At 73.5% G+C, this 19175-nt stretch carries 17 protein-coding genes and 2 pseudogenes; 11 read left to right on the top strand and 8 right to left on the bottom strand.

Annotated features, from left to right (window positions below; all coding sequences use genetic code 11):
• Nucleotides 1-136 precede the first annotated feature (136 nt).
• Nucleotides 137-1447: an extracellular solute-binding protein gene (locus AMK13_RS27355; protein WP_074004501.1), complete on the bottom strand. Its 1311-nt coding sequence runs from the start codon at nucleotides 1445-1447 to the stop codon at nucleotides 137-139.
• A gap of 324 nt (nucleotides 1448-1771) precedes the next feature.
• On the opposite strand from AMK13_RS27355, the gene AMK13_RS27350 reads away from it, so the two are divergent.
• The gene (locus AMK13_RS27350; protein WP_049650658.1) at nucleotides 1772-2578 is read left to right on the top strand and encodes an IclR family transcriptional regulator; all 807 of its coding nucleotides are present in this window, start codon (nucleotides 1772-1774) and stop codon (nucleotides 2576-2578) included.
• Nucleotides 2579-2846: 268 nt separating this feature from the next.
• Nucleotides 2847-3593, top strand: coding sequence for an alpha/beta hydrolase family protein (locus AMK13_RS27345; RefSeq protein WP_107418862.1), 747 nt, complete (start codon nucleotides 2847-2849; stop codon nucleotides 3591-3593).
• Between the two features lie 2 nt (nucleotides 3594-3595).
• Here AMK13_RS27345 and AMK13_RS27340 read toward each other — a convergent pair whose 3' ends face one another.
• Nucleotides 3596-4120, bottom strand: coding sequence for a universal stress protein (locus AMK13_RS27340; protein WP_074004499.1), 525 nt, complete (start codon nucleotides 4118-4120; stop codon nucleotides 3596-3598).
• Nucleotides 4121-4343: 223 nt separating this feature from the next.
• Entirely contained in the window at nucleotides 4344-5021 is a 678-nt protein-coding gene (locus AMK13_RS27335; RefSeq protein ID WP_074004498.1) for a TetR/AcrR family transcriptional regulator, read from the bottom strand.
• Nucleotides 5022-5164: 143 nt separating this feature from the next.
• Here AMK13_RS27335 and AMK13_RS27330 point away from each other — a divergent pair, with 143 nt between their 5' ends.
• Complete coding sequence (locus AMK13_RS27330; protein ID WP_074004497.1) at nucleotides 5165-5983, top strand: MOSC domain-containing protein; 819 nt, start codon at nucleotides 5165-5167, stop codon at nucleotides 5981-5983.
• 129 nt (nucleotides 5984-6112) lie between these two features.
• Here the strand turns inward: AMK13_RS27330 and AMK13_RS27325 are convergent, their stop codons facing one another.
• The gene (locus tag AMK13_RS27325; protein ID WP_049650667.1) at nucleotides 6113-6445 is read right to left on the bottom strand and encodes a ribonuclease; all 333 of its coding nucleotides are present in this window, start codon (nucleotides 6443-6445) and stop codon (nucleotides 6113-6115) included.
• 387 nt (nucleotides 6446-6832) lie between these two features.
• Here AMK13_RS27325 and AMK13_RS27320 point away from each other — a divergent pair, with 387 nt between their 5' ends.
• Nucleotides 6833-8350, top strand: coding sequence for a carboxyl transferase domain-containing protein (locus tag AMK13_RS27320; RefSeq protein WP_074004496.1), 1518 nt, complete (start codon nucleotides 6833-6835; stop codon nucleotides 8348-8350).
• 556 nt (nucleotides 8351-8906) lie between these two features.
• The gene (locus AMK13_RS27315; protein WP_241853055.1) at nucleotides 8907-9281 is read left to right on the top strand and encodes a transglycosylase SLT domain-containing protein; all 375 of its coding nucleotides are present in this window, start codon (nucleotides 8907-8909) and stop codon (nucleotides 9279-9281) included.
• A 235-nt stretch (nucleotides 9282-9516) separates the two neighbouring features.
• On the opposite strand, the gene AMK13_RS27310 is transcribed toward AMK13_RS27315, so the two are convergent.
• Entirely contained in the window at nucleotides 9517-9975 is a 459-nt protein-coding gene (locus AMK13_RS27310) for an HD domain-containing protein (protein ID WP_049659345.1), read from the bottom strand.
• Nucleotides 9976-10264: 289 nt separating this feature from the next.
• On the opposite strand from AMK13_RS27310, the gene AMK13_RS27305 reads away from it, so the two are divergent.
• Nucleotides 10265-11191, top strand: coding sequence for an AEC family transporter (locus AMK13_RS27305; protein WP_074004495.1), 927 nt, complete (start codon nucleotides 10265-10267; stop codon nucleotides 11189-11191).
• A 20-nt stretch (nucleotides 11192-11211) separates the two neighbouring features.
• Here the strand turns inward: AMK13_RS27305 and AMK13_RS27300 are convergent, their stop codons facing one another.
• A complete protein-coding gene (locus tag AMK13_RS27300) occupies nucleotides 11212-11646 on the bottom strand; it encodes a MarR family transcriptional regulator (RefSeq protein ID WP_074004658.1) in 435 nt (144 codons plus the stop codon).
• Nucleotides 11647-11832: 186 nt separating this feature from the next.
• On the opposite strand from AMK13_RS27300, the gene AMK13_RS27295 reads away from it, so the two are divergent.
• Both AMK13_RS27295 and AMK13_RS27285 read left to right on the top strand, forming a co-directional pair.
• Nucleotides 11833-12714, top strand: coding sequence for an alpha/beta fold hydrolase (locus AMK13_RS27295; RefSeq protein ID WP_074004494.1), 882 nt, complete (start codon nucleotides 11833-11835; stop codon nucleotides 12712-12714).
• 497 nt (nucleotides 12715-13211) lie between these two features.
• A pseudogene (locus tag AMK13_RS27285) lies at nucleotides 13212-13600 on the top strand (transposase); the annotation flags it as partial.
• Between the two features lie 524 nt (nucleotides 13601-14124).
• Here the strand turns inward: AMK13_RS27285 and AMK13_RS27280 are convergent.
• A complete protein-coding gene (locus tag AMK13_RS27280; protein WP_074004657.1) occupies nucleotides 14125-14844 on the bottom strand; it encodes a DinB family protein in 720 nt (239 codons plus the stop codon).
• A gap of 222 nt (nucleotides 14845-15066) precedes the next feature.
• Here AMK13_RS27280 and AMK13_RS46465 point away from each other — a divergent pair.
• Together AMK13_RS46465 and AMK13_RS43695 are read left to right on the top strand one after the other, a co-directional pair.
• A pseudogene (locus tag AMK13_RS46465) lies at nucleotides 15067-15789 on the top strand (transposase); the annotation flags it as partial.
• A 913-nt stretch (nucleotides 15790-16702) separates the two neighbouring features.
• Nucleotides 16703-17476, top strand: a complete 774-nt coding sequence (locus AMK13_RS43695) for a hypothetical protein (protein ID WP_063780277.1) — start codon at nucleotides 16703-16705, stop codon at nucleotides 17474-17476.
• A 164-nt stretch (nucleotides 17477-17640) separates the two neighbouring features.
• Here AMK13_RS43695 and AMK13_RS27265 read toward each other — a convergent pair whose 3' ends face one another.
• Nucleotides 17641-17904 (bottom strand): dsRBD fold-containing protein, encoded by a 264-nt coding sequence (locus AMK13_RS27265; RefSeq protein WP_049655929.1) that lies wholly within the window; start codon nucleotides 17902-17904, stop codon nucleotides 17641-17643.
• Between the two features lie 268 nt (nucleotides 17905-18172).
• Between AMK13_RS27265 and AMK13_RS27260 the strand changes: the two genes are divergently transcribed.
• A complete protein-coding gene (locus AMK13_RS27260) occupies nucleotides 18173-19171 on the top strand; it encodes a DMT family transporter (RefSeq protein WP_198959441.1) in 999 nt (332 codons plus the stop codon).
• Nucleotides 19172-19175: the final 4 nt, after the last annotated feature.

Genomic DNA, 19175 nt, shown 5'->3' with positions numbered 1-19175 from the left:
CCGGTGGCTCGGTGCCGGCGGCGGTGACTCGGTACCGGCAGCGCCGGTGACTCGCTGCCGGCGGCGGTGACGGTGGCGGTGGCTCACATGCCGGCGGCGGCGGTCGTGGCGCGCCCCCGCCGCCGGCGGTCGGCCGTCAGTGCGCGGCGAAGGCCGAGGAGACCTGCGCGGCCGCGTCGCCCGAGGCCTTGGCCACGTCCGCCTTACCGGTGACGACCTGCTGGAGCATCGTCGGGATCACCGCCTGGGCGTCGATCTGCGCCCACGCCTGGTCGAGCGGGACGAACCTGGTGCCGGCCGCGATGGTGTCGGTGAAGGGCTTCAGGAACGCGTCCTTCGCCGCGACCTTGCCGCTGACGGACTTGAGCGTCGGCAGGTTGCCCATCGCGTCGTACATCTGCTCCTGGTACGCGGGGCTCGCCAGCAGTTCGGCGAACTCGACGGCCAGCGTGCGGTGCTTGGCCGCCTTCATCACGCCCAGGTTGTTGCCGCCGGCGAAGGCCGGGGCGATCGAGCCGGGCTTCTCGCCGGGCAGCGGCACCACGCCGTACTTGCCCTTGACCGCGCCCGCGTCCACCTTGCTGCGGTTGGAGTTGAGCAGCACCGCCATCGCCGACTTGCCGGCCGCGAACAGGTCGACGGTCTTGCCGCCGGTCAGGTCCGCGCACTGCTGGGCGGGGCAGCCGTCCGCGCCGAAGAGGTCGGTGTAGCGCTTGATCCCGGCCTGCGAGGCGGGCGAGTTGATCGCCGCCTTGAACGCGGCGCCGTCCTTGGTGGCGATGTCGCCGCCCGCGTCCCAGACGAAGGGCAGCGCGGCGAAGGTGTACTTGCCGCCGACGGCGATGCCGAAGGTGTCCGGGTGGGCGGCGTGGATCTTCTGGTTGGCGGCGACCAGTTCGGCGTACGAGGTCGGCGGGGTGAGGCCGGCCTCGGTGAACAGGTCGGTGCGGTAGTACAGCGCGCGCACGCCGACCCACCAGGGCAGGCCGTAGGTCTTGCCGTCCACCACGGCGGTCTTGGCGATCGCCGGGTCGAGGTCGCCCTTGTCCTGCCACGTGTCCAGCTCGGTGGTGATGTCGGCGAGGCCGCCGGCGGCGACGTAGCCGGGCAGGTCGGTGTTGCCGAACTCGACCAGGTCGGGGGCGCTGTTCGGGTCGTTGAACGCGCCCTTCATCTTGGCCGCGCGGGCCGAGGCGTCGGTGTCGATGTAGCTGACGTTGACGGTGACGCCCTGGTGGGAGGCCTGGAAGTCGGTCACGGCCTTGGCGATCACGGCCTCCTTGGCCGCGTTGCCCGCCTCGTTGTACAGCCAGACCTGCAGCGTGCCGGTCCGGTCGTCGGCGGCCTTGTCGCTCGCCGGCGAGGCGGTGCCGGGGGCACAGGCGGTGGCGGCCAGGCAGCCGGCGGCGAGCACGACGGCTGCGGCGGTCCGTCCGATGAGTCGCATGGTGGAGACCTCCCCTCCCGACAGCTGCCGCCGAGACGTCCGCCGCGGGGACGGGCACGTCGAAGCAGGCCCTGACCGGGGCCGATGGTGGGTGAAGTGGTGGGGGTACGGCAGGGCGCAGCGCTCGGGTGGGGCGACGTCGCCTGCTCGATGGCAGGGACGTTAGGCGGGGGCGATCGGCGCCAACAAGAGGGAGTTGGGGAAAGTTTTGCACTGCACAACGTTGTATCGAAGATGAGGCGATCCCGTCACGACCGGGTACGTTCTGACAACCGCCGCCGACCTGCGGGGGAACACCGGCAGAACGACACAGGGAACGGACCCATGACGGAGACGGCGCCCAAGAAACCCGCGACCGAACGCAACCAGTCCTCCTCGCTGCGCCGCGCGCTCGCCGTCCTCGGCTACGTCCGCGACCACGGCGACGGGCGCGGCGTGCCGCTCGCCCAGCTCGCCGACGGGCTCGGCCTGAACAAGAGCACCGTGCTGCGACTGGCCGGCCCCCTGCTGGACGAGCACCTCCTCGACCGGGACCGCGAGACCGGCTGGTTCCGGCTCGGCCACGGCTCCCTGCGGCTCGGCCAGGCCTACCTGACCACCCTCGACCTGCGCAGCGTCGCCGCCGAACACCTGCGGCGGCTCCAGCGCGAGGCGGGCGAGACCGTCCACCTGACCGTCTGGCAGGCCCCCGGGATCGTCTACCTGGACAAGGTCGAGGACGAGACCAACGTCCGGATGGCCTCCCGGGTCGGCAGCCGGGCCCCCGCCTACTGCACCGCCACCGGAAAGGCGATCCTCGCCTGGCTGCCCGAGGAGGCCGTCGCCGAGGTGGTCGCGGCCGGACTGCGCCCGGTGACCGCCTGGACCATCGCCGACGAGCCCCGGCTTCGCGCCGACCTCGCCCGCATCCGCGCCCGCGGCTACTCGATCGACGACCGCGAGAACGAGCCCGAGGTCCGCTGCGTCGCCGCCCCGATCTTCGACCACACCGGCGAGGTGACCGCCGCCCTGTCCGTCTCCGGCCTCACCTCACGGATGACCGCCGCCCGGGTCCGCGCCCTCGGCCCGGTGGTCGCCCAGGTCGGCCTGCGGATCTCCCGCGAGCTGGGCTCCGACCGCCAGCCGTCCTGAGAACGCCTCGCCCCGAGAACGCCCCGTCCTGAACGGTCGTCCGGCGGTCGCCCTGTTCCCGGAAACGCGGACAGGGCCCGGCGCCGAACGAACGGCACCGGACCCTGTCCGACTCTGGAGCGCCAGGCCCGGGTCGCACGGACTCTTCCTACTGAAAGTAGGACGTGCTCTGGTAGCACCACTGACGCCTGACGAGGAATCCCTCCCTCGCGACGAGAAGTACGGTACCAGCTCCGTGATCATCCACCGAACCGGAGGGGAACCCCGCATGACGAGCGCTCGACCCGAGGCCGGTCCGCCTGCCGCCCCGACTGCCGCTCCGTACGCGGAAGGGCGGCTGATGGACGTCCACCTCCCCGCCGCCGGCACCGTCGGACCGGCTCCCGTCGTGCTGCTCTGGCACGGCAACGGCCCGAACGAGCGCGACGTGCTGCGGCCGCTGGCCCGGGAGGCCGCCGGGCTGGGGCTACTGGTGCTCGTCCCGGACTGGAGCTCCGAGCAGCCGGACCGCGGCGGCGCCGAACTGCTCGCCTCGCTGGCCCAGGCCCGCCGGATCGCCGCCGAGCACGGCGGGGACCCGGCCCGCTTCGTGCTGGCCGGCTGGTCGATGGGCGGCCGCGAGGCGATAGCCGTGGCCACCCACCCAGACACCCCCGCCGAGCTACGGCCTGTCGCCGCCGTCGGCATCGCCTCGCACTACTCGACCACGGCCGTCACGACCGGCGAGGCCCCGCTCGACCACCTGGCCGCCGGCCCGTCCCCCGTCCCGCTCTGGCTGGTCCACGGCACGGCGGACGGGATCGTGGACATCGAGCACACCCGGCGGTTGAGCGCTGCTCTGACAAAGCAGCGCTCGGCGGTACGGACCCTCGAACTGCCCACCGACCACGCCGGCGTGGTGATGACCACCTACCACCCCGAGGCCGGCCGCTGCCTCCCGGCCACCGACGCCGACACCCTGGCCGCCGGCCGGCGGACCGCCGCCGTCCTCGCCGAGGCGGCCGGGCCGGCCTGACCTCAGTTCCCCGCCGCCGGCTCCCGCAGCCCGCCACCGCGCTCCAGGGCCTCCAGCTCGCGCTGCAGCGGCGGACGCGGGACAGCCAGGACCGGGCAGGCGGCGTGCCGGACGCAGTAGGCGGTGACCGAGGGGTGCACCAGTCGGGCGAGGCGGCCGCGCTCCCGTCCGGCGCCGAGGACGAGCAGGTCACCGGGCCGGTCCGCGCACCGCACCAGCGTGTGGCCGGTGTCGCCGCGGACGGCCTGGCAACGCAGCCGGACACCCGCGTGGCGTCCGGCGAAGGCCTCGTCGAGGGCCTGCCGCAGCCGGGCCACGGCGGCGTCGCGGCCGGCCTCGATCACCGGCGGGCACGGGGTTCGGCGGTAGCCGAGTTCGTCACCGGGCGGGGTCCAGCAGAGCACCGCGAGCACCTCGACGTCCGAGCGACGGGCCTCGGCCACCGCGCGGTGCAGCGCGGCGAGGCTGCCCAACGAGCCACTGATGCCGACCACGATCCGGCCCCCGTCCGCACCACTGTCCGTCATGGCCCGCCCTGCCTCTCCGTCCGCCCGCGCGCCCGGGTGCCCTCGCACCGGGCCGGACCGGACCGCGCCGATTCCACCCCAGCAAAGCGGCCCGCGCCCGTACGGCCACGGGCCGTTGACGCGGCTCTGACGCGGAGCCCGCCCTTCCGTACGCGTCCCTGATGCGGCACGGGCGGAAGCTGGCTCAGGCTTGCGGCGGGCTCGGGCTCAGGAGGGCCCGGGCTCAGGAGGGCTCCGGCTGCTCCGCCTCCCAGAGGTCCGCGAACATCCGGTCCAGGTGCTCCTCCCCGATCGGCGGGACCGGCAGCGGGTGGGTGGCCTGGGCGCGGAAGCCGTCGAGCAGCAGGGCCAGGTAGCGGCGCCAGAGGTCGGGGCGCAGCTCGGTGGCGGCCGGCAGGGCGCGGCAGAGCGGGCCGAGCAGGAAGAGCAGGTCCATGGTGACGACGTCGCGGCGCATGGTGCCCTGTTCCTGGGCGCGGGCGATCAGGGCGCCGACGGTGGTGGCGTGCCCGCGGCTGATCTCGATCATCCCGGGGATGGTCGGGATGGCCTGGGTGACCAGGTCGTTGATGCCCCGGTCGGCGGCGACCAGTTCGAAGATCCGCCCGAAGTACCGTTCGAGGCCGGTCCAGGCGTCCGCGTCGGCGAGCGCCTCCTCGCCCGCGGCGGCCAGGCCGCCCCCGGCGTCCGCGAACACCTCGCCGATCAGCGCCTCGCGGGTCGGGAAGTGCCGGTAGAGGGTGGCGTTGCCGACGCCCGCCTCCTTGGCGATCTGGTCCAGCGGCACGTCCAGGCCGTGCCGGGAGAACATGTCGCGGGCGGCGGCGAGCAGGAGGTCGCGGTTGCGCTGCGCGTCACGCCGGAGCCGCCCCGGGGGGTTCGCGCTGCTCGGTGGTGCCATGCCCCCGACCCTAGCAAGCGGCGGCCGGATCCACCCCGTCCCGCCTCCGCCCCCACCGACCCGCTCAACTACCCTGTGGGGTTCGCGAGATGGACGGTACGCGGGCGTAGCACGGCACGCCTGCGCGAAGGGGGAGCAGGACGATGGCCACGGTGACGGAACTGCGGTACTACCCGGTGAAGGGCTGCGCGGGGGTGGCGGCCGCGCAGGCGGAGCTCACCCGGGCCGGGCTGGCCCACGACCGGGCGTTCATGGTGGTGGACGAGGAGGGCGTGTTCCGCTCCCAGCGCCGGGACCCGGTGCTGGCCACCGTCCGCCCGACGGTGGCGGAGGACGGCCGTTCGCTGACCCTGGCCGCCCCGGGGACGGAGCCGGTGTCGGTCCCGGTGGACACCGGGGGCCCGCGCCGCGAGGTGCGGCTGTTCGGCGCGCCGTTCTTCGGCATCGACCAGGGCGAGGAGGCCGCCGACTGGCTCTCCGGGGTGCTCGGCGCGCGCAGCCGGCTGGTCCGGGTGCCGCCGGAGCACGACCGGGTGACCGACGGGCTGGTCCCGGGCACCTCGGGCTACGCGGACAGCTGCGCCGTGCACCTGGTGTCGCACTCCTCGCTGGAGTACTTCAACGAGCTCTCCGGCACTCCGCCGCTGCCGATGGACCGGTTCCGCCCGAACGTGGTGGTGGACGGCTGGTCCGAACCGCACACCGAGGACCGGGCCCGCCGGATCGAGGTGGGCGGGGCCGAACTGGGCTACGCCAAGCTCGCGATCCGCTGCGCGGTGACGATGGTGGACCAGTCCCACGGCACCAAGGCGGGCCCGGAGCCGCTGCGCACGCTGGCCCGGTACCGCCGGGCGGCGGCGGGCGGGGTGGCGTTCGGCAGCAAGTTCGCGGTGCTGCGGCCCGGCACGCTGCGGGTGGGGGACGAGCTGGCGGTGGGCGCCTGGGGGCCGTCCGAGCTCTGAGCCCGGGGGCGGCCGTAGCGACTACGGCTACGGTTACGGCCGCACGGCGGTGACCTCGGCGGGGAAGCCAGCCGAGGCCACCGTCGTGTCGGAGCGTCCGGGGACGGCCCCGGGGTGATCAGCGGACGGTCAGCAGGTCTGGTCGATCAGCGAGAACGTGGCGTAGTGGTCGCCGGTGTAGTAGTCCTCCTGGCTGGCCTGCCCGGTCACGATCCGGCGGGCGCCGCGGGTCGGGGAGCCCGGGGTGATGACGGTGTACTCGTGGTAGTAGCCGTAGGACTCGCTGGGCAGGACGCCCTCCCGGTTCTGGAAGACCACCCCGTCCTGGGAGTAGGGGAACGGTCCGCCGGAGGCGATCAGGTTGAGGGTGTCGGTGGCCTGCGACGGGAGGGCGGAGAGGCAGACCGAGCCGCTCACGTCGGCGTGCGCCTCGGTGGCGACGGCGACCGGGGCGAGGGTCATCAGGGCGACGGCGGTGACGGCGGCGGCGCGGGTCTTCCACGCGCGTAGAGTGCGAGTCATGTCCACCAGTCTGACGAGACACCGTCAGCTCCGGAAGCCCTCAGAAAAACTATTAACCAGCGAGTAACTACCCTTTACCTACGAGGACTTGAGCCGTACGCCGAGCCCCGCGCCCCTCTCCCGGAGCCGTCCGCGAAACGCCCACGAACCGCCCGTCCAGCGCAAGGGTCGACCGCCATCGAACTCATGTCGGAGCTGTCCCGACCGGACCGTGCCGCATAGAGTGCCGCCTAGCCGGACGGATCACGGCGGGGCCGGGACGACCGCCGGAACGACCGCCGGAGCAATCACCGGAACGATCGCCGGAACGACTCTGACGGGGTGGGCATGGGTACGGGCTCGGGCACGGCACTGACGGCCCACCAGCTGATCGGCCTGCTGGTGGATCCGGGCGGCTTCCGCGGCTGGGACGAGCCACCGGCCGTCGACCGGCCCGACCCCGGCTACCGCGCCTCCCTCGACCGCGCCCGCGAGCACACCGGCCTGGACGAGGCCGTCCTCACCGGCGTCGGCTCGATCGACGGCCGGCCGGTCGCCCTCATCGCCTCCGAGTTCGGCTTCCTCGGCGGCTCGATCGGCGTCGCCACCGCCGAGCGGATCACCCGCGCCGTCGAGCGCGCCACCGCCGAGCGGCTGCCGCTGCTCGCCCTGCCGGTCTCCGGCGGGACGCGGATGCAGGAGGGCTCGGCGGCCTTCCTCTGCATGCTGCGGATCACCGCCGCCGTCCAGGCGCACCGCGCCACCGGCCTCCCCTACCTCACCTACCTGCGCAACCCCACCATGGGCGGGGTCTTCGCCTCCTGGGGCACGCTCGGACAGCTGGTCCTCGCCGAGCCCGGCGCCCGGCTCGGCTTCCTCGGCCCGCGCGTGTACGAGGAGCTGCGCGGCGTGGAACTGCCGCCGGACGTCCAGCGGGCCGAGACCCTCGCCGGCCAGGGACTGGTGGACGCCGTCGTACCGCCGCAGGAGCTGCGCGAGCTGCTCCGCCGCACCCTCGCCGTCCTCGCCGCCGCACCGCCGTCCCCTACTACAGACCCCACCGCCTCTCCGACCCCCGTGCCCGTCCGCACTCATGGGCACCCCGACGCCTGGGACTCCGTCCTCCGCACCCGGCGCCCCGACCGCCCGGGCACCCGCGAGCTGCTGCGGCACACCGCCGAGGAGCTGGTGCTGCTGGACGCCCCCGGCGGGCGCGGCGGCGCACTGGTCCGGGCGCTGGCCCTGCTCGGCGGCCGGCCCGTCCTGGTCGTCGGCCAGCAGCGGCAGACCCCCGGGCACGAACGCCCCTTCACCGCCGCCGACCTGCGGGCCGTACGGCGCACCGCGCGCCTGGCCGAGCAGCTCGGACTGCCGCTCGTCACCGTGGTGGACACGGCCGGCGCCGAGCTGTCCGCCCGGGCCGAGCTGGACGGCATCGCGGTGGAGATCGCCCACTGCCTGACCACCCTGCTCGCGCTGCGCACCCCCGTCCTGGCCGTGCTGCTCGGCCAGGGCTCGGGCGGCGGGGCGCTCGCGCTGCTCCCGGCGGACCGGGTGATCGCCGCCGAGCACGCCTGGCTGGCGCCACTGCCGCCGGAGGGCGCCTCGGCGATCGTCCACCGGGACGGCGCGCACGCCGCCGAGCTGGCCCGCGCCCAGGGGATCGGGGCGCACCGGCTGGCCGAGGTCGGGCTGGTCGACGAGGTGGTCCCGGAGCTACCGGACGCCGCCGAGGAGCCGACGGCCTTCTGCGCCCGGCTCGGGCAGGCGGTCGGCGCGGCGCTCGGCGCCCTGTCGGCGACCACCGAAGCGGACCGGCTCGCGGCCCGGGCCGTCCGGCACCGACGGCTGGGCGACCTCCGTTAGGACCCGCCTCCCACCTCCTGCCGCTCGGCGTGGCGGTGTCGCGCCGATCCCGCCGCTCGGGTGTGGCGCCGCTCCCGCCACTCGGGTGTGGCGCCGGTCTCAGCGCGGGGTTGATCGTCTGTACCCACCGTGCTTCGACCGGGCCGGCGAGTGACGCCCGCCCAGCCCCGCACGGTGAGTGCGCTCACACGTGATCAACACCCACGACGGGCGGTAGTAGACACCCCCGGAACGCCCGCGCCACCCCGGCACCCCCCGCGTTCGCGCAGCTCACCCCCGCTCCGCACGCTCCGCGCGACCGCCCCTTCGAATCCACGGCGGCCCCTTCCGTACGACCGTGGGTCGTACCGAGGGGGTCTTGGCGGGGGCCGATGCCGTCTGCCAACAATGGCTCAGTCGTCAGCCGCACCGGCACCTGTCCCGCCGGTGAACGGCTTGCTGCCGGGTCACGACCCCGCGACCGTTACGGCCCCTGTCCGGCCGAGGTTCGCGGCGGGGAGTGACCCGGCCCAACCCGATTGAGGTCCTGCTCTTTATGCCCGCTTTCAAGCTCCGTATGCGTACCTCCGCCGCGATCCTCGCCGGCGCCGCCGGTCTGACCGCCCTGGGCGCGGGTGTCCTGCCCGCCACCGCGAACGCCGCCACCGCCTCCCCGCAGGCCATCGCCGCCCAGATCGTCCCGGCCAACCAGCTGGCTTCCTTCAGCCAGATCATCGCCCACGAGTCGAGCTGGAACGTGTCCGCGACCAACGCGAGCTCCGGCGCGTACGGCCTGGCCCAGGCGCTGCCGGGCTCCAAGATGGCCTCGGCGGGCTCGGACTGGAAGACCAACCCGGCCACCCAGATCAAGTGGGCGCTGGACTACATGAACACCCGCTACGGCAGCCCGAACGCCGCCTGGAACTTCTGGCAGGCCAACCACTGGTACTAAGCCGACCCCATCGGCCCACCAGCCTCCGACCGTCACCTGACCACTCCCCCTCACCCCGGGGGTCGGACAGGGACCACTGGGGTGCCCGAGAGGGCCCGGACCCGCGCGATCCGCGTGGTCCGGGCCCTCTTGTGGTTCCCCGGCGCCCGTGGGCGGCGGGCTCCGCAGGTGCTCAGGCTCCGGCTCCTCGGGCCCCGGCTCCTTGGGCCCCGGCTCGGGGACTACAGCTCGCGGACTACAGCTCGCCGGTGAGTCCGAGCAGCTCGCGCATCCGCGCGTACTTGGCGGCCAGCCGCTCGGCGGTCGCCGGGTCCAGCACGGCGAGGCGGGCCGGATCGGAGTTGTGCGCCAGGTCCGCGCGCTTGACCAGCAGCGCGCCCGGCGTGGCCAGGATGCGAGCCGTGTACTCCTCGACCGGCTCGTCCCGGCGCCGGGTGAGCGCGTCCACGATCGCCTTGGTCTCCTCCGGCAGCGCGGCCCCGGCCAGCCACTCCCGGCTCAGCCGGTCGTCCTCGACGGTGTCGTGCAGCCAGCCCGCCGCGACCTGCGCCGCGCTGCCGCCGCGCGCCGCCGTCCCGTGGGCGACCGCCGCGATGTGCTCGCCGTACGGGTGGCCGTTCTTGTCCACCTGCCCCCGGTGGGCCCGGCGCGCGATCGCCTCCACCTCGGACAGGCTCAGGTACTGGTCCTCCATCGGCTCATCGTAGGCCCGGGCGGTCGGCGTCGCTCCGGGCGGTCGACCGCGTTCCTGGCGGTCGGCCGCGTTCCTTGGCGGTCGGCCTCGTGCCTGGCCCGCCGATCTCGCCGACGGCCCGACCCGGCTGGCGTGCCCCCGACAGACCCATTGATCACCTCACCGACGGCCACTGGTTTACTGCCCCGGGGGTTCATGGGCTTCGGGGGGTCACCGCGCTCGGGAGTCGGCGCCCCCGACGGGAGACCCCCGTCGCACCGGCAGATCCGCCCGAGCGATCCGAGGAACCATGCCAGCCCTGCACCCCCTGCTGTCCGCCTTCGCGCCGATCTGGGCGCTCACCGGCGTCGGCTACGTCGTCGGCCGCACCGGGCTGCTCGGGCCGCAGGCCGAGACGGTGCTCAACCGGTTCGTCTTCCACGTGGCGATGCCGGCCGCGCTGTTCCTGATGATCGCCCGCACCCCGCTGGACCGCTTCGCCAACGCCTCGATGCTCGCCTTCACCGCGGGCACGGTGGTCACGATCGGCCTCGGTCTGCTCGTCGGGCGGCTGCTGTTCCACCGCAAACCCGGCGAACTGGCCGTCGGCGCGATGGCCTCCGGCTACGTCAACTCGGCCAACCTCGGCATCCCCGTGACCATGCAGGTCCTCGGCGACGCCTCCTTCGTGGCGCCCGTGGTGCTGTTCCAGATCCTGGTGGTCACCCCCGCCGTCCTGGCCGTCCTGGACGGCGGCGCGGCCGGGCGGCGGGCGCTGCTCACCCTGCCCGTCCGCAACCCGATCCTGCTGGCCACCGCCCTGGGCGCCCTCGCCTCGGCGACCGGACTGCACCTGCCCGCCGAGCTGAATCGTTCCTGCGAACTGCTCGGCGGCGCCGGCGTCCCGACCGCGCTGATCACCCTCGGCATATCGCTGCACAACCGCCCGCCGGCGGAGGGCCGTCCGCGCCGCACCGAGGTCGGGCTGACCGTCGCGCTCAAGACCCTGGTCCAGCCGCTGGTGGCCCTCGCCGTGGCCGGCCCGCTGCTCCACCTGCCCGCGCACCAACTGCTCACCGTGGTGCTGTTCTCCGCGCTGCCCACCGCCCAGAACGTGTACACCTACGCCCGCGAGTACCGGCAGGGCATCGCCCTCGCGCGGGACGCGGTGCTCTGGTCGACGCTGGTGTCGATGGCGACGCTGTCGCTGATCAGCTGGACCCTCGGCCCCGCGTAGCCCCGGCCCTCCCTGGACGCTCAGTCCTCCCGGGCGGCCGCCACCACCCCGGTCATCGCCGCCAGGAAGCGCCGGGCCGTGTCCAGCTCCCCGGGCTCGAACTGCCGCATCGCCGAGACCAGATCGCCGATCAGCCCGCCGAAGAAGCCCTCCCCCAGCTCCATCGCCCGCTCCTCCACCAGCAGCCGCACCCGGCGCCGGTCCCGCGGGTCCCGCTCGCGCCGGATCAGCCCGAGCCGCTCCAGCCGGTCCACCAGACCGGTGGTGCCCGCCGAGTTCAGCCCCAGCGCCTCGCCGAGCCGGCCCGGGGTGACCACCTCCCCGGCCCTGGCCGCGTCCAGCAGGTGGATCAGCGCCCGCAGATCGGTCGGGTGCAGACCGTTGCGGGCCGCGAACTCGGCTCCGAACAGGTCGAGTTCGACCGTCAGGCCACGCAGCAGGTGCACCAGCCGCATCGGGTCGGCAACCTCGGACACCCTGTCGTCCTTCCTCGGGGAGGGCATGTGCGACTATTCTCTCGCTCAGCGAGATACTTGTTCATCGCGATACCTGTTCAGCGTAATACTCGTTCACCGCGACACTTGCCCGGCGAGTGGTCCAGCCGACTCGGCCGCCATCACACCACACCCGCGGAGGCCCTCATGTCCGCCCGCACCGCCCCCTCCCTCACCCCCTTCCTCGCCGCCTACGACGCCCTGCTCGCCCGCTGGCCCGTCCCGGTCGAAGCGCTCACCGTCCGCACCGCCCACGGCACCACCCGGATCAACGCCTGCGGCCCCGCCGACGGCCGCCCGCTCGTCCTGCTCCACGGCGGCGGCGCCACCTCCACCCTGTGGTTCGCCAACGCCGGCGCCCTGGCCGAAGCAGGACACCGCGTCCTCGCCGTCGACCTCATCGGCGACCCGGGCCGCAGCGTCCACGACGGCGCCGCCCTCGACGGCGTCCCCGGCCTGCTCGGCTGGCTGGACGCCGTCCTCGACGGACTCGGCGTCCAACAGGCCGACCTCTGCGGCCACTCGTACGGCGGCTGGATCGCCCTGGAGTACGCCCTGCACGCCCCCACCCGGGTCGGCCGGCTCGCCCTGCTCGACCCCACCCAGTGCTTCGCCGGCTTCCGCCCCGGCTACCTGCTGCGCGCCCTCCCCCTCTTCCTCCCCCACCGCACCCCGGCCCGCGCCCGCGCCTACCTCGACTGGGAAACCGGCACCACCCCCGGCCCCGACCCCGCCTGGCGCGAGCTCTACGCCCTCGGCTACGCCGACTTCCCCGCCTCCCCCGTCGTCACCGGCCCCCGCCCCACCCCCGAACGCCTCCGCACCCTCACCACCCCCGTCCTCACCCTCCTCGCCGCCCACAGCCGCACCCACGACCCCCACGCCGTCGCCCGAACCGCCCGCCACACCCTCCCCCAAGCCGAAGTCGCCATCATCCCGGCCACCTCCCACCACAACCTCCCCATGGCCGCCCCCCACGACCTCAACCCCCGCCTCACCACCTTCCTCACCCCCACCCACCACCCCTGACCACGTACCCCCGCAGCATGAGAAGTCGGCCCATCCGACTTCTCACGTCCCCCCACTCACTCGCACCAGGAGGCGCGGCCCGGATCCGCCACCGCATGCCGCCTATCAGTTTCCGCCGCGTCCACGCCTGCGGTCGGCCCGGCTCGATGCCCTGCGGCAGCAACGGTTCAAACCACGTCAACTGACTGTTCGTCAGATCTCCAGGTCCCGCGGAGCGTGATCGTTTCACCGCCGAGATCCACTTTCGCGACAAGCCCTCGCGCACCCGCTCGCCAGGCAGCAGGCGCTTCACAGGCGGCCGGTCGGGACAGGGAGGCGATCAGTCCGGGCGGAGCTCTTGCAGGCCTTGCGCTTGCCCCGGCCGTCGTCCCACCGGGACTGTTCGCCGGGTTTGCAGCAGATCAGGGTGACGATCGAGACCCGTCGACGGGAGCGGACCTCGCTCCATCTCCCGCTCCACTTAAGCAAATTGCCACTCACTCAGCCCGGGAAGCAAGCGACTGCGGCCGGGCAGTAAGCACCACCTGATCACCGACGCCAACGGTATCCCGCTCGCCGCCCCCTGACCGGCGGGAACCGCAATGACGTCACCCGGCTCATTCCACTGCTTCAGGCACTGCCGTCCGTTCGCGGCAAGCGCGGCCGGCTCCGGCGTCGGCCCGACGCCGTGCTCGGCGACCCTGGCTACGACCACGACAAGTACCGCCGCCTGGTCTGGAACCTCGGCGTGAAGCCGCTCATCACCCGCCGAGGCACCGAGCACGGCTCCGGACTCGGCGCTCAACACTGGGTCGTGGAAGGCGCCTTCGCCCACCTGCACTGGTTCCGACGCCTGCGCATCCGCTGGGAGATCCGCGATGACATCCACGAGGCCTTCCTGAGCCTGGGTTCCATCGGGCGCCGCATTCGCCTGCACCCATGCCGGGTTCAACCGCTGGTTGAGGCCGAGTTCGCATGCCCGCTCCTCCAGCCTGACCAGCGAGGTCGTATCGAGGACCTTCAACTCCCGAGGCACCGGCTCATCCGAGTTCATCGCCCCCATGCTGCCCGATGGCACCCCAGCGACTGGAACCGACCATCGAAGATCATTTCGTTAGGAGTTCTTACTCCTGGATGGTGGACCGACGCCGCGCACGTATCGCACGACGAGGGCGTACCCGCGGATCGACGGCTCTCAGCCTCTGCGGCGAGGCGGGTTCAACCTGAGCTTGTTCCTTATGGTGCGGCTCGGTTTCGCTAGCGGGGCGGGTGTGAGCGGACCGGTCCGGTTCGGTCGCGTTCGATCAGCGTGGCGGGGCGTTTGACGGTCTTGCCCACGTCGCAGCGGGGGGCTTGGTCCGGTTCGGGACGCCGGGCGGCCGGCCTGGGCCCGGGCGGGTCGGCTTGGGTGCACGTTGTCTGTAGTCGGCCCTACTCGGCGTCCTGTGCCTCGATCAGGTCGAGGTCGCGAACGCAGAAGGTGTGGTGCTCGAAGGTCTCCTTGAGCACCGTGCCGAGGCACTGCCGCACCAAGCGGCCCCGGGCGTACGGCGGCCAGACATCGTCGTCGGGCACCGGCGCTCGCGCTGCGAGCTGCACGGCGGTGACCTCATCGAGCCAGGCCTCAAGCTCGGCGGCCTGCGCGTCACGCACGCTCACGATCTCGTCGAGGGCCGGATCGAGCGAGAGGTCAAGCCCGTGCGCTCCACGGTAGGGCTCGACGGTCGGCCCAATGCCCATCGGCGTGAACAGCTCCGTCGAGCCCAGGCAGCAGCGGCGGAACCACGAGTCGTGGACGAAGACCAGGTGGCGCATCGTCTGCACCGCCGACCACTCGTCGTTCACGCTGCGGCGCTCGATGCCGGGCGTACGGCGGATTCGCTCGATCGTGGCGGCCCAGCCGGCATGGAGCTGACGCGATGCCTCGCGCAGATCGTCAGGGTCCTCGGAGCGGATCAGCACCCGCACCGGATGACGCCGGTCGAGCTCTGCCTCGACGTACTCGGTGACCTCGACACCGTTCACTACGAGGTTGGTGACGTGCCCGTCGATCACGGCATCCTGCATGACGACGCCGATCAGGCGCGCCCCGGTCAGATCGCACTCGCGGAACTCCGCACTGTGCAGATCCTCGTCGATATATCGCGTCATGCTCCGCATACTAGGTCCGAGCACCGACAAGCCGGCCTCCCCGGTTTGACTTAGCTTGTTCCTTGGCATCGGGCCCTGATTGTGCTCGTCAATGGCTCACTCGTTCGGGTGATCGGCGGACATGGGGACGGCCCGGTCGTGATCCTGACTCTGCGAGGAGATCGAGGAATCGACGACAGGGCCGTGCCGACGAGTGTGCTCCGACTTGCCACCCGGCGAGACATGTTCGTGGAACTGTCACTCTTCCGGGAGGACTACTACGCCAGCCTGTCCGCGCGGGCGGACGCGTTCTTTGAGCCGACCGACGCGCTGCTGTGCTCGGATGCGCCCACCCGTACGCCGGTGGAGCTGTCACTGACCGCCGAGCACCGCCGCAGCTACGGCTCCCTGTACGGCGCGCTCGACCACGGCCGTCTGGACACCGAGCTGCCGCGGGACCTGCTGGCCGAGCTGCCACTGCCCCGCTTCGCGGGCCGGATCGTGCTCACCGTGGACGTCTCGCCGTGGCTGCGCTCCGACGCCGCCTGCTCGCCCGAGCGGCTGATCTGCCTGGTCCACGGCCGCGCTGGCCAGGCGTCCAACCACGTGGTGCCGGGCTGGCCCTACTCGTTCGTCACCGCGCTCACCCCGGACCGGACCTCGTGGACGCAGGTCCTGGACGTGGTCCGCCTCGGCCCGACCGACGATGCTGCGCTGGTGACCGCCGCCCAGCTGCGGCAGGTGGTCCGGCGCCTGGTCGCCGCGGGTCAGTGGCGCGACGGCGACCCGGACATCATGATCGTGATGGACGCGGGCTACGACCCGATGCGCCTCGCGTACGTGCTGCGGGACCTGCCCGTCGAGGTCGTCGGCCGCCTGCGCTCGGACCGCGTCCTGCGACTGGCGAAGCCCGCCTACGTCTACGACCCGAAGGGCGGGGCCCCCGAAGCGCGGGCCCCGCTTCCCACTCGCCGACCCCGCCGCCTGGCCCGAACCCACGCTGACCACCAGGAACGACACCCCGCGCTACGGCAAGGCCGAGACGACGGCGTGGGACCGGTCCACCCCTACCTCACCCACCGCTCCGCCTGGATCGGCGACGACGGCGAACTCCCGCTGGTCGAGGGCACTCTGATCCGGCTGAAGGTCGACCACTTGCCCGGCGACCGCGACGCGCCACCGGTCTGGCTGCGGTCCTCCAAGACGGGCGCCACCGCCGATGACGTCGACTTCATCTGGTCGGGCTACCTGCGCAGATTCGACCCGGAGCACACCTGCCGCCTGTTCAAGCAGACCCTCGGCTGGGCCCGCCCCAGGCTCCGCTCCCCGGAGGCCGCGGACCGCTGGACCTGGCTCGTGATCGTCGCCCACACCCAGCTCCGCCTCGCCGCCCCACTCGCCGCCGACCAGCGCCGCCCTTGGGAGAAGACCAGCCGCCCCGGCGTCGCGCTGACGCCGACCCGCGTCCGCCGGGGGTTCCGGAACATCCGACCCCCACCTGCCCAGTCCGGCCCGTGCGCCCAAACCCAGCACGCCCGGCCCCGGCCGGCCACCCGGCATCCCGAACCGGACGAAGGCCACCCCCTGCGACGTGGGCAGAACCGTCAAGCTCCCCGCCACGCTGATCGAACGCGACCGAACCGGGCCACAGCGATCAGCGCCCCGGTGAGCACGCCCCCACCCCGTTGGTCAAGGATCAACCTGAGTAACGGCGCAGGAAGTCGGCCAGGCGGCAGGATGTGGGACCCCGTTCCGGAAGGGGGCCGGGAGCAGGGACCGGATACAGCTGGCCGGCGCCGCCGGTGGAGGGTTAGGCCACGAGGTGCAGGGGTGGGTGTCGGAGGTGTGGGGGTGCGGGGGGCGTGCGTAGCGTTGCCGGATGACCGAAGGGACGCGGGGCGGCGGCGCGGCGCAGGTGAGTGCGGCTCATGTGATGGCGCCGGCGGTGGTGTTCGCCATTCCGGTGCTGAAGCTGGCGTGGACGCTCGGGGGTGGGGACGCGGCCCGGGACGCGCTGCTGGCGATGGGGCCGGCGAACTGGGTGGACGTCGTCATCGGGATGTTCTTCGCCGAGCCGGTGCTGGCGGTCGTGCTGGCCGCGGTGCTCTCCTACATCGGCTACGCCTACCGGGCCGCTCACGGCGGGGCCGCCCGGCGCCAGGGGCGGGCCCTGGCGGAGACGGCGGCGCGGGCGGCGATCCTGCCGGGGGCGCTCGGGGTGGTGGTCGGGGCGTTCAACGGGCTGTGGTGGGGTGTGGCGGCGGGCGTCCTGGGCTACCTGTTACGACTCGGCGTGGTGGCCGAGTACCGGACGGGCGCGCGCTCGGCCGACACCGGCCGGCGCACCGGCCGGACCGCCGTAGCCTTCGGGCCCCGGGCCGTCGAGGCGGTCCGGGTCGCGGCGCTGCTGCTCTCCCTGGTGGTGCTTCCGGCGCTCTCGGTCGTCGCCGCCCTCGACGGCCGGTCCTGGACGAGCGTGTTGATGTGCGACGTCGACACCGGCGCCGGCCCGCAGCGCGCCCGGCTGGTCGAGCTGGACCGTCAGGCTCCGGGCGTCGTCGGCTGGGACGTTCCCGCCCACGAGGTGGTCAGCGGCACCAACTGCGCCACCGACCCGGACGACGTCCTCCGCGCCCCGTGGTGGCGCCGGTAGGGCCGACGACCGGACAGGCCGGTCCGATGATGGCCCTCCTCCCTCCGAGGCCATGGCGTACCTTCGCTGGAACGCGCCTCCGTGGGCGCCGTCCACGTCGAGCGCGCGGCCGCCGGGCTGCCCGGAGCCGCTGCGGACCGGGAGGGGCGGGGCGGCCGGTGGGCTCAGTAGATCAGGTAGCCCGGGCGGTGCCCTTCGTCGTCGATCTCCCCGGTCGCCTGGGCCCGCAGCTTGCGGGACAGTTCCTCCAGGGCGCGGGAGGCCGCGACCTCCTCGCCGATCCTGGCGAGCGGACGGTCGTCCGCGCTCTTCACGGACTCGCCGTGCGCGCTCAGGCCGGGCGCCCTGGCGCCGGTCAGCCTGGCGTCACACGCCGTGTGCACGCCGTCTTCCTCGAACCTCAGCTCCACGTCCCACTGGTTGTGCATGCCACACCTCCTGGCGGCGGCCCCCGTCGCGCCTGTCCGGACCGGCACGGACGGTGACCCGTGGCGGCCGCTCACACCAGCGTGCGCCTGCCCTGCCGATGGCGGCAAGCGCTGCCGGAGGGCCTGGTGGCCCGCCCCGCCGCGGGCGTGTCGTGCGATCGGCCCGGGCACCGGCCCGGCGGTAGGCTGACGGGAGCGGCCGCGACGCCCGACCCACCTCTCGGACTCGTCGGCGCGGCGCGGGCAGCGACAACCTGGTGGTCCCTCCGTGGCGGTCTTCCTCCTCGCTCTCAGCGCGGCCTGCTGTCTGGGGCTCGGCTTCGTCCTCCAGCAGCACGCGGCTCAGCAAGCCCCGCGCTCCGATCTGCTGCGCTGGCGGCTGCTGCTGGACCTGATGCGGATGCCGCAGTGGCTGCTCGGCACCGGGTTCATGGTCAGCGGGCTGATCCTCTCGGCGTTCGCGCTCAACCAGGGCGAGGTGTCGCTGGTCGAGCCGCTGCTGGCCACCAATCTGATCTTCGCGATGGCCCTGGCCCGGGTGCTGACCCGTCAGACCCTGGGCCGTTCCGGCTGGGCCGGGGTGGCGCTGCTGGCCCTCGGGGTGACGGCCTTCATCGTGGCCGGGCGGCCGACCGGCGGGGGGCCGCCCGCCGGGGAGCTGCGGCACTGGCTGGTGGTGGGCACCGTGGTCGGGCTGGTGGTGCTGCTGGTCTCGCTGGCCCGTCGGCTGCCGCTGTTCGAGGAGGCAACCCTGCTGGCGCTCGCCGCCGGGCTGCTCTACGGCCTCCAGGACGCGCTGACCCGGACCACCACCCAGCGCCTCGACCACGAGGGCCTGGCCGCGGTGCTGCGCAGCTGGCAGCCGTACGCGGTGGTGGTGGCGGGGGTGGTCGGGCTGCTGCTGGTGCAGAGCGCCTTCGAGGCCGCGCCGCTGCGGATGTCCCTGCCGGCGCTGACCGCCGCCCAGCCGCTGGCCGGGATCGCCTGCGCGGTGGGTTTCCTCGGTGACCGGTTGCGGGTGACCCCGGGGGCGTTGGCGTGGCAGTCGGTCGGGCTGTTGGCGATCGTGATCGGGGTGATCGTGATCGGCCGCCATCCGGCGATGCCCGGGACCGCACGCGACACCCTGGAGAGCATCGGGGCGCCACCGGAGGACGAACCCGGGGAAGAAGCCGGGGAAGAACCCGGGGACGAACCGGAGGACAAGGCCGGGGACGGAGCGGAGCAGGGGCCCGAGGGGGACGACCGCCCCGGGAGCACCGGCTAGGCCA

The sequence above is a fragment of the Streptomyces sp. CB02056 genome (assembly GCF_001905545.1).
Classification (GTDB): Bacteria; Actinomycetota; Actinomycetes; order Streptomycetales; family Streptomycetaceae; genus Kitasatospora.
Note: the sequence above shows the minus strand (reverse complement) of the source record. Positions and strands in the feature narration are given on the sequence as shown.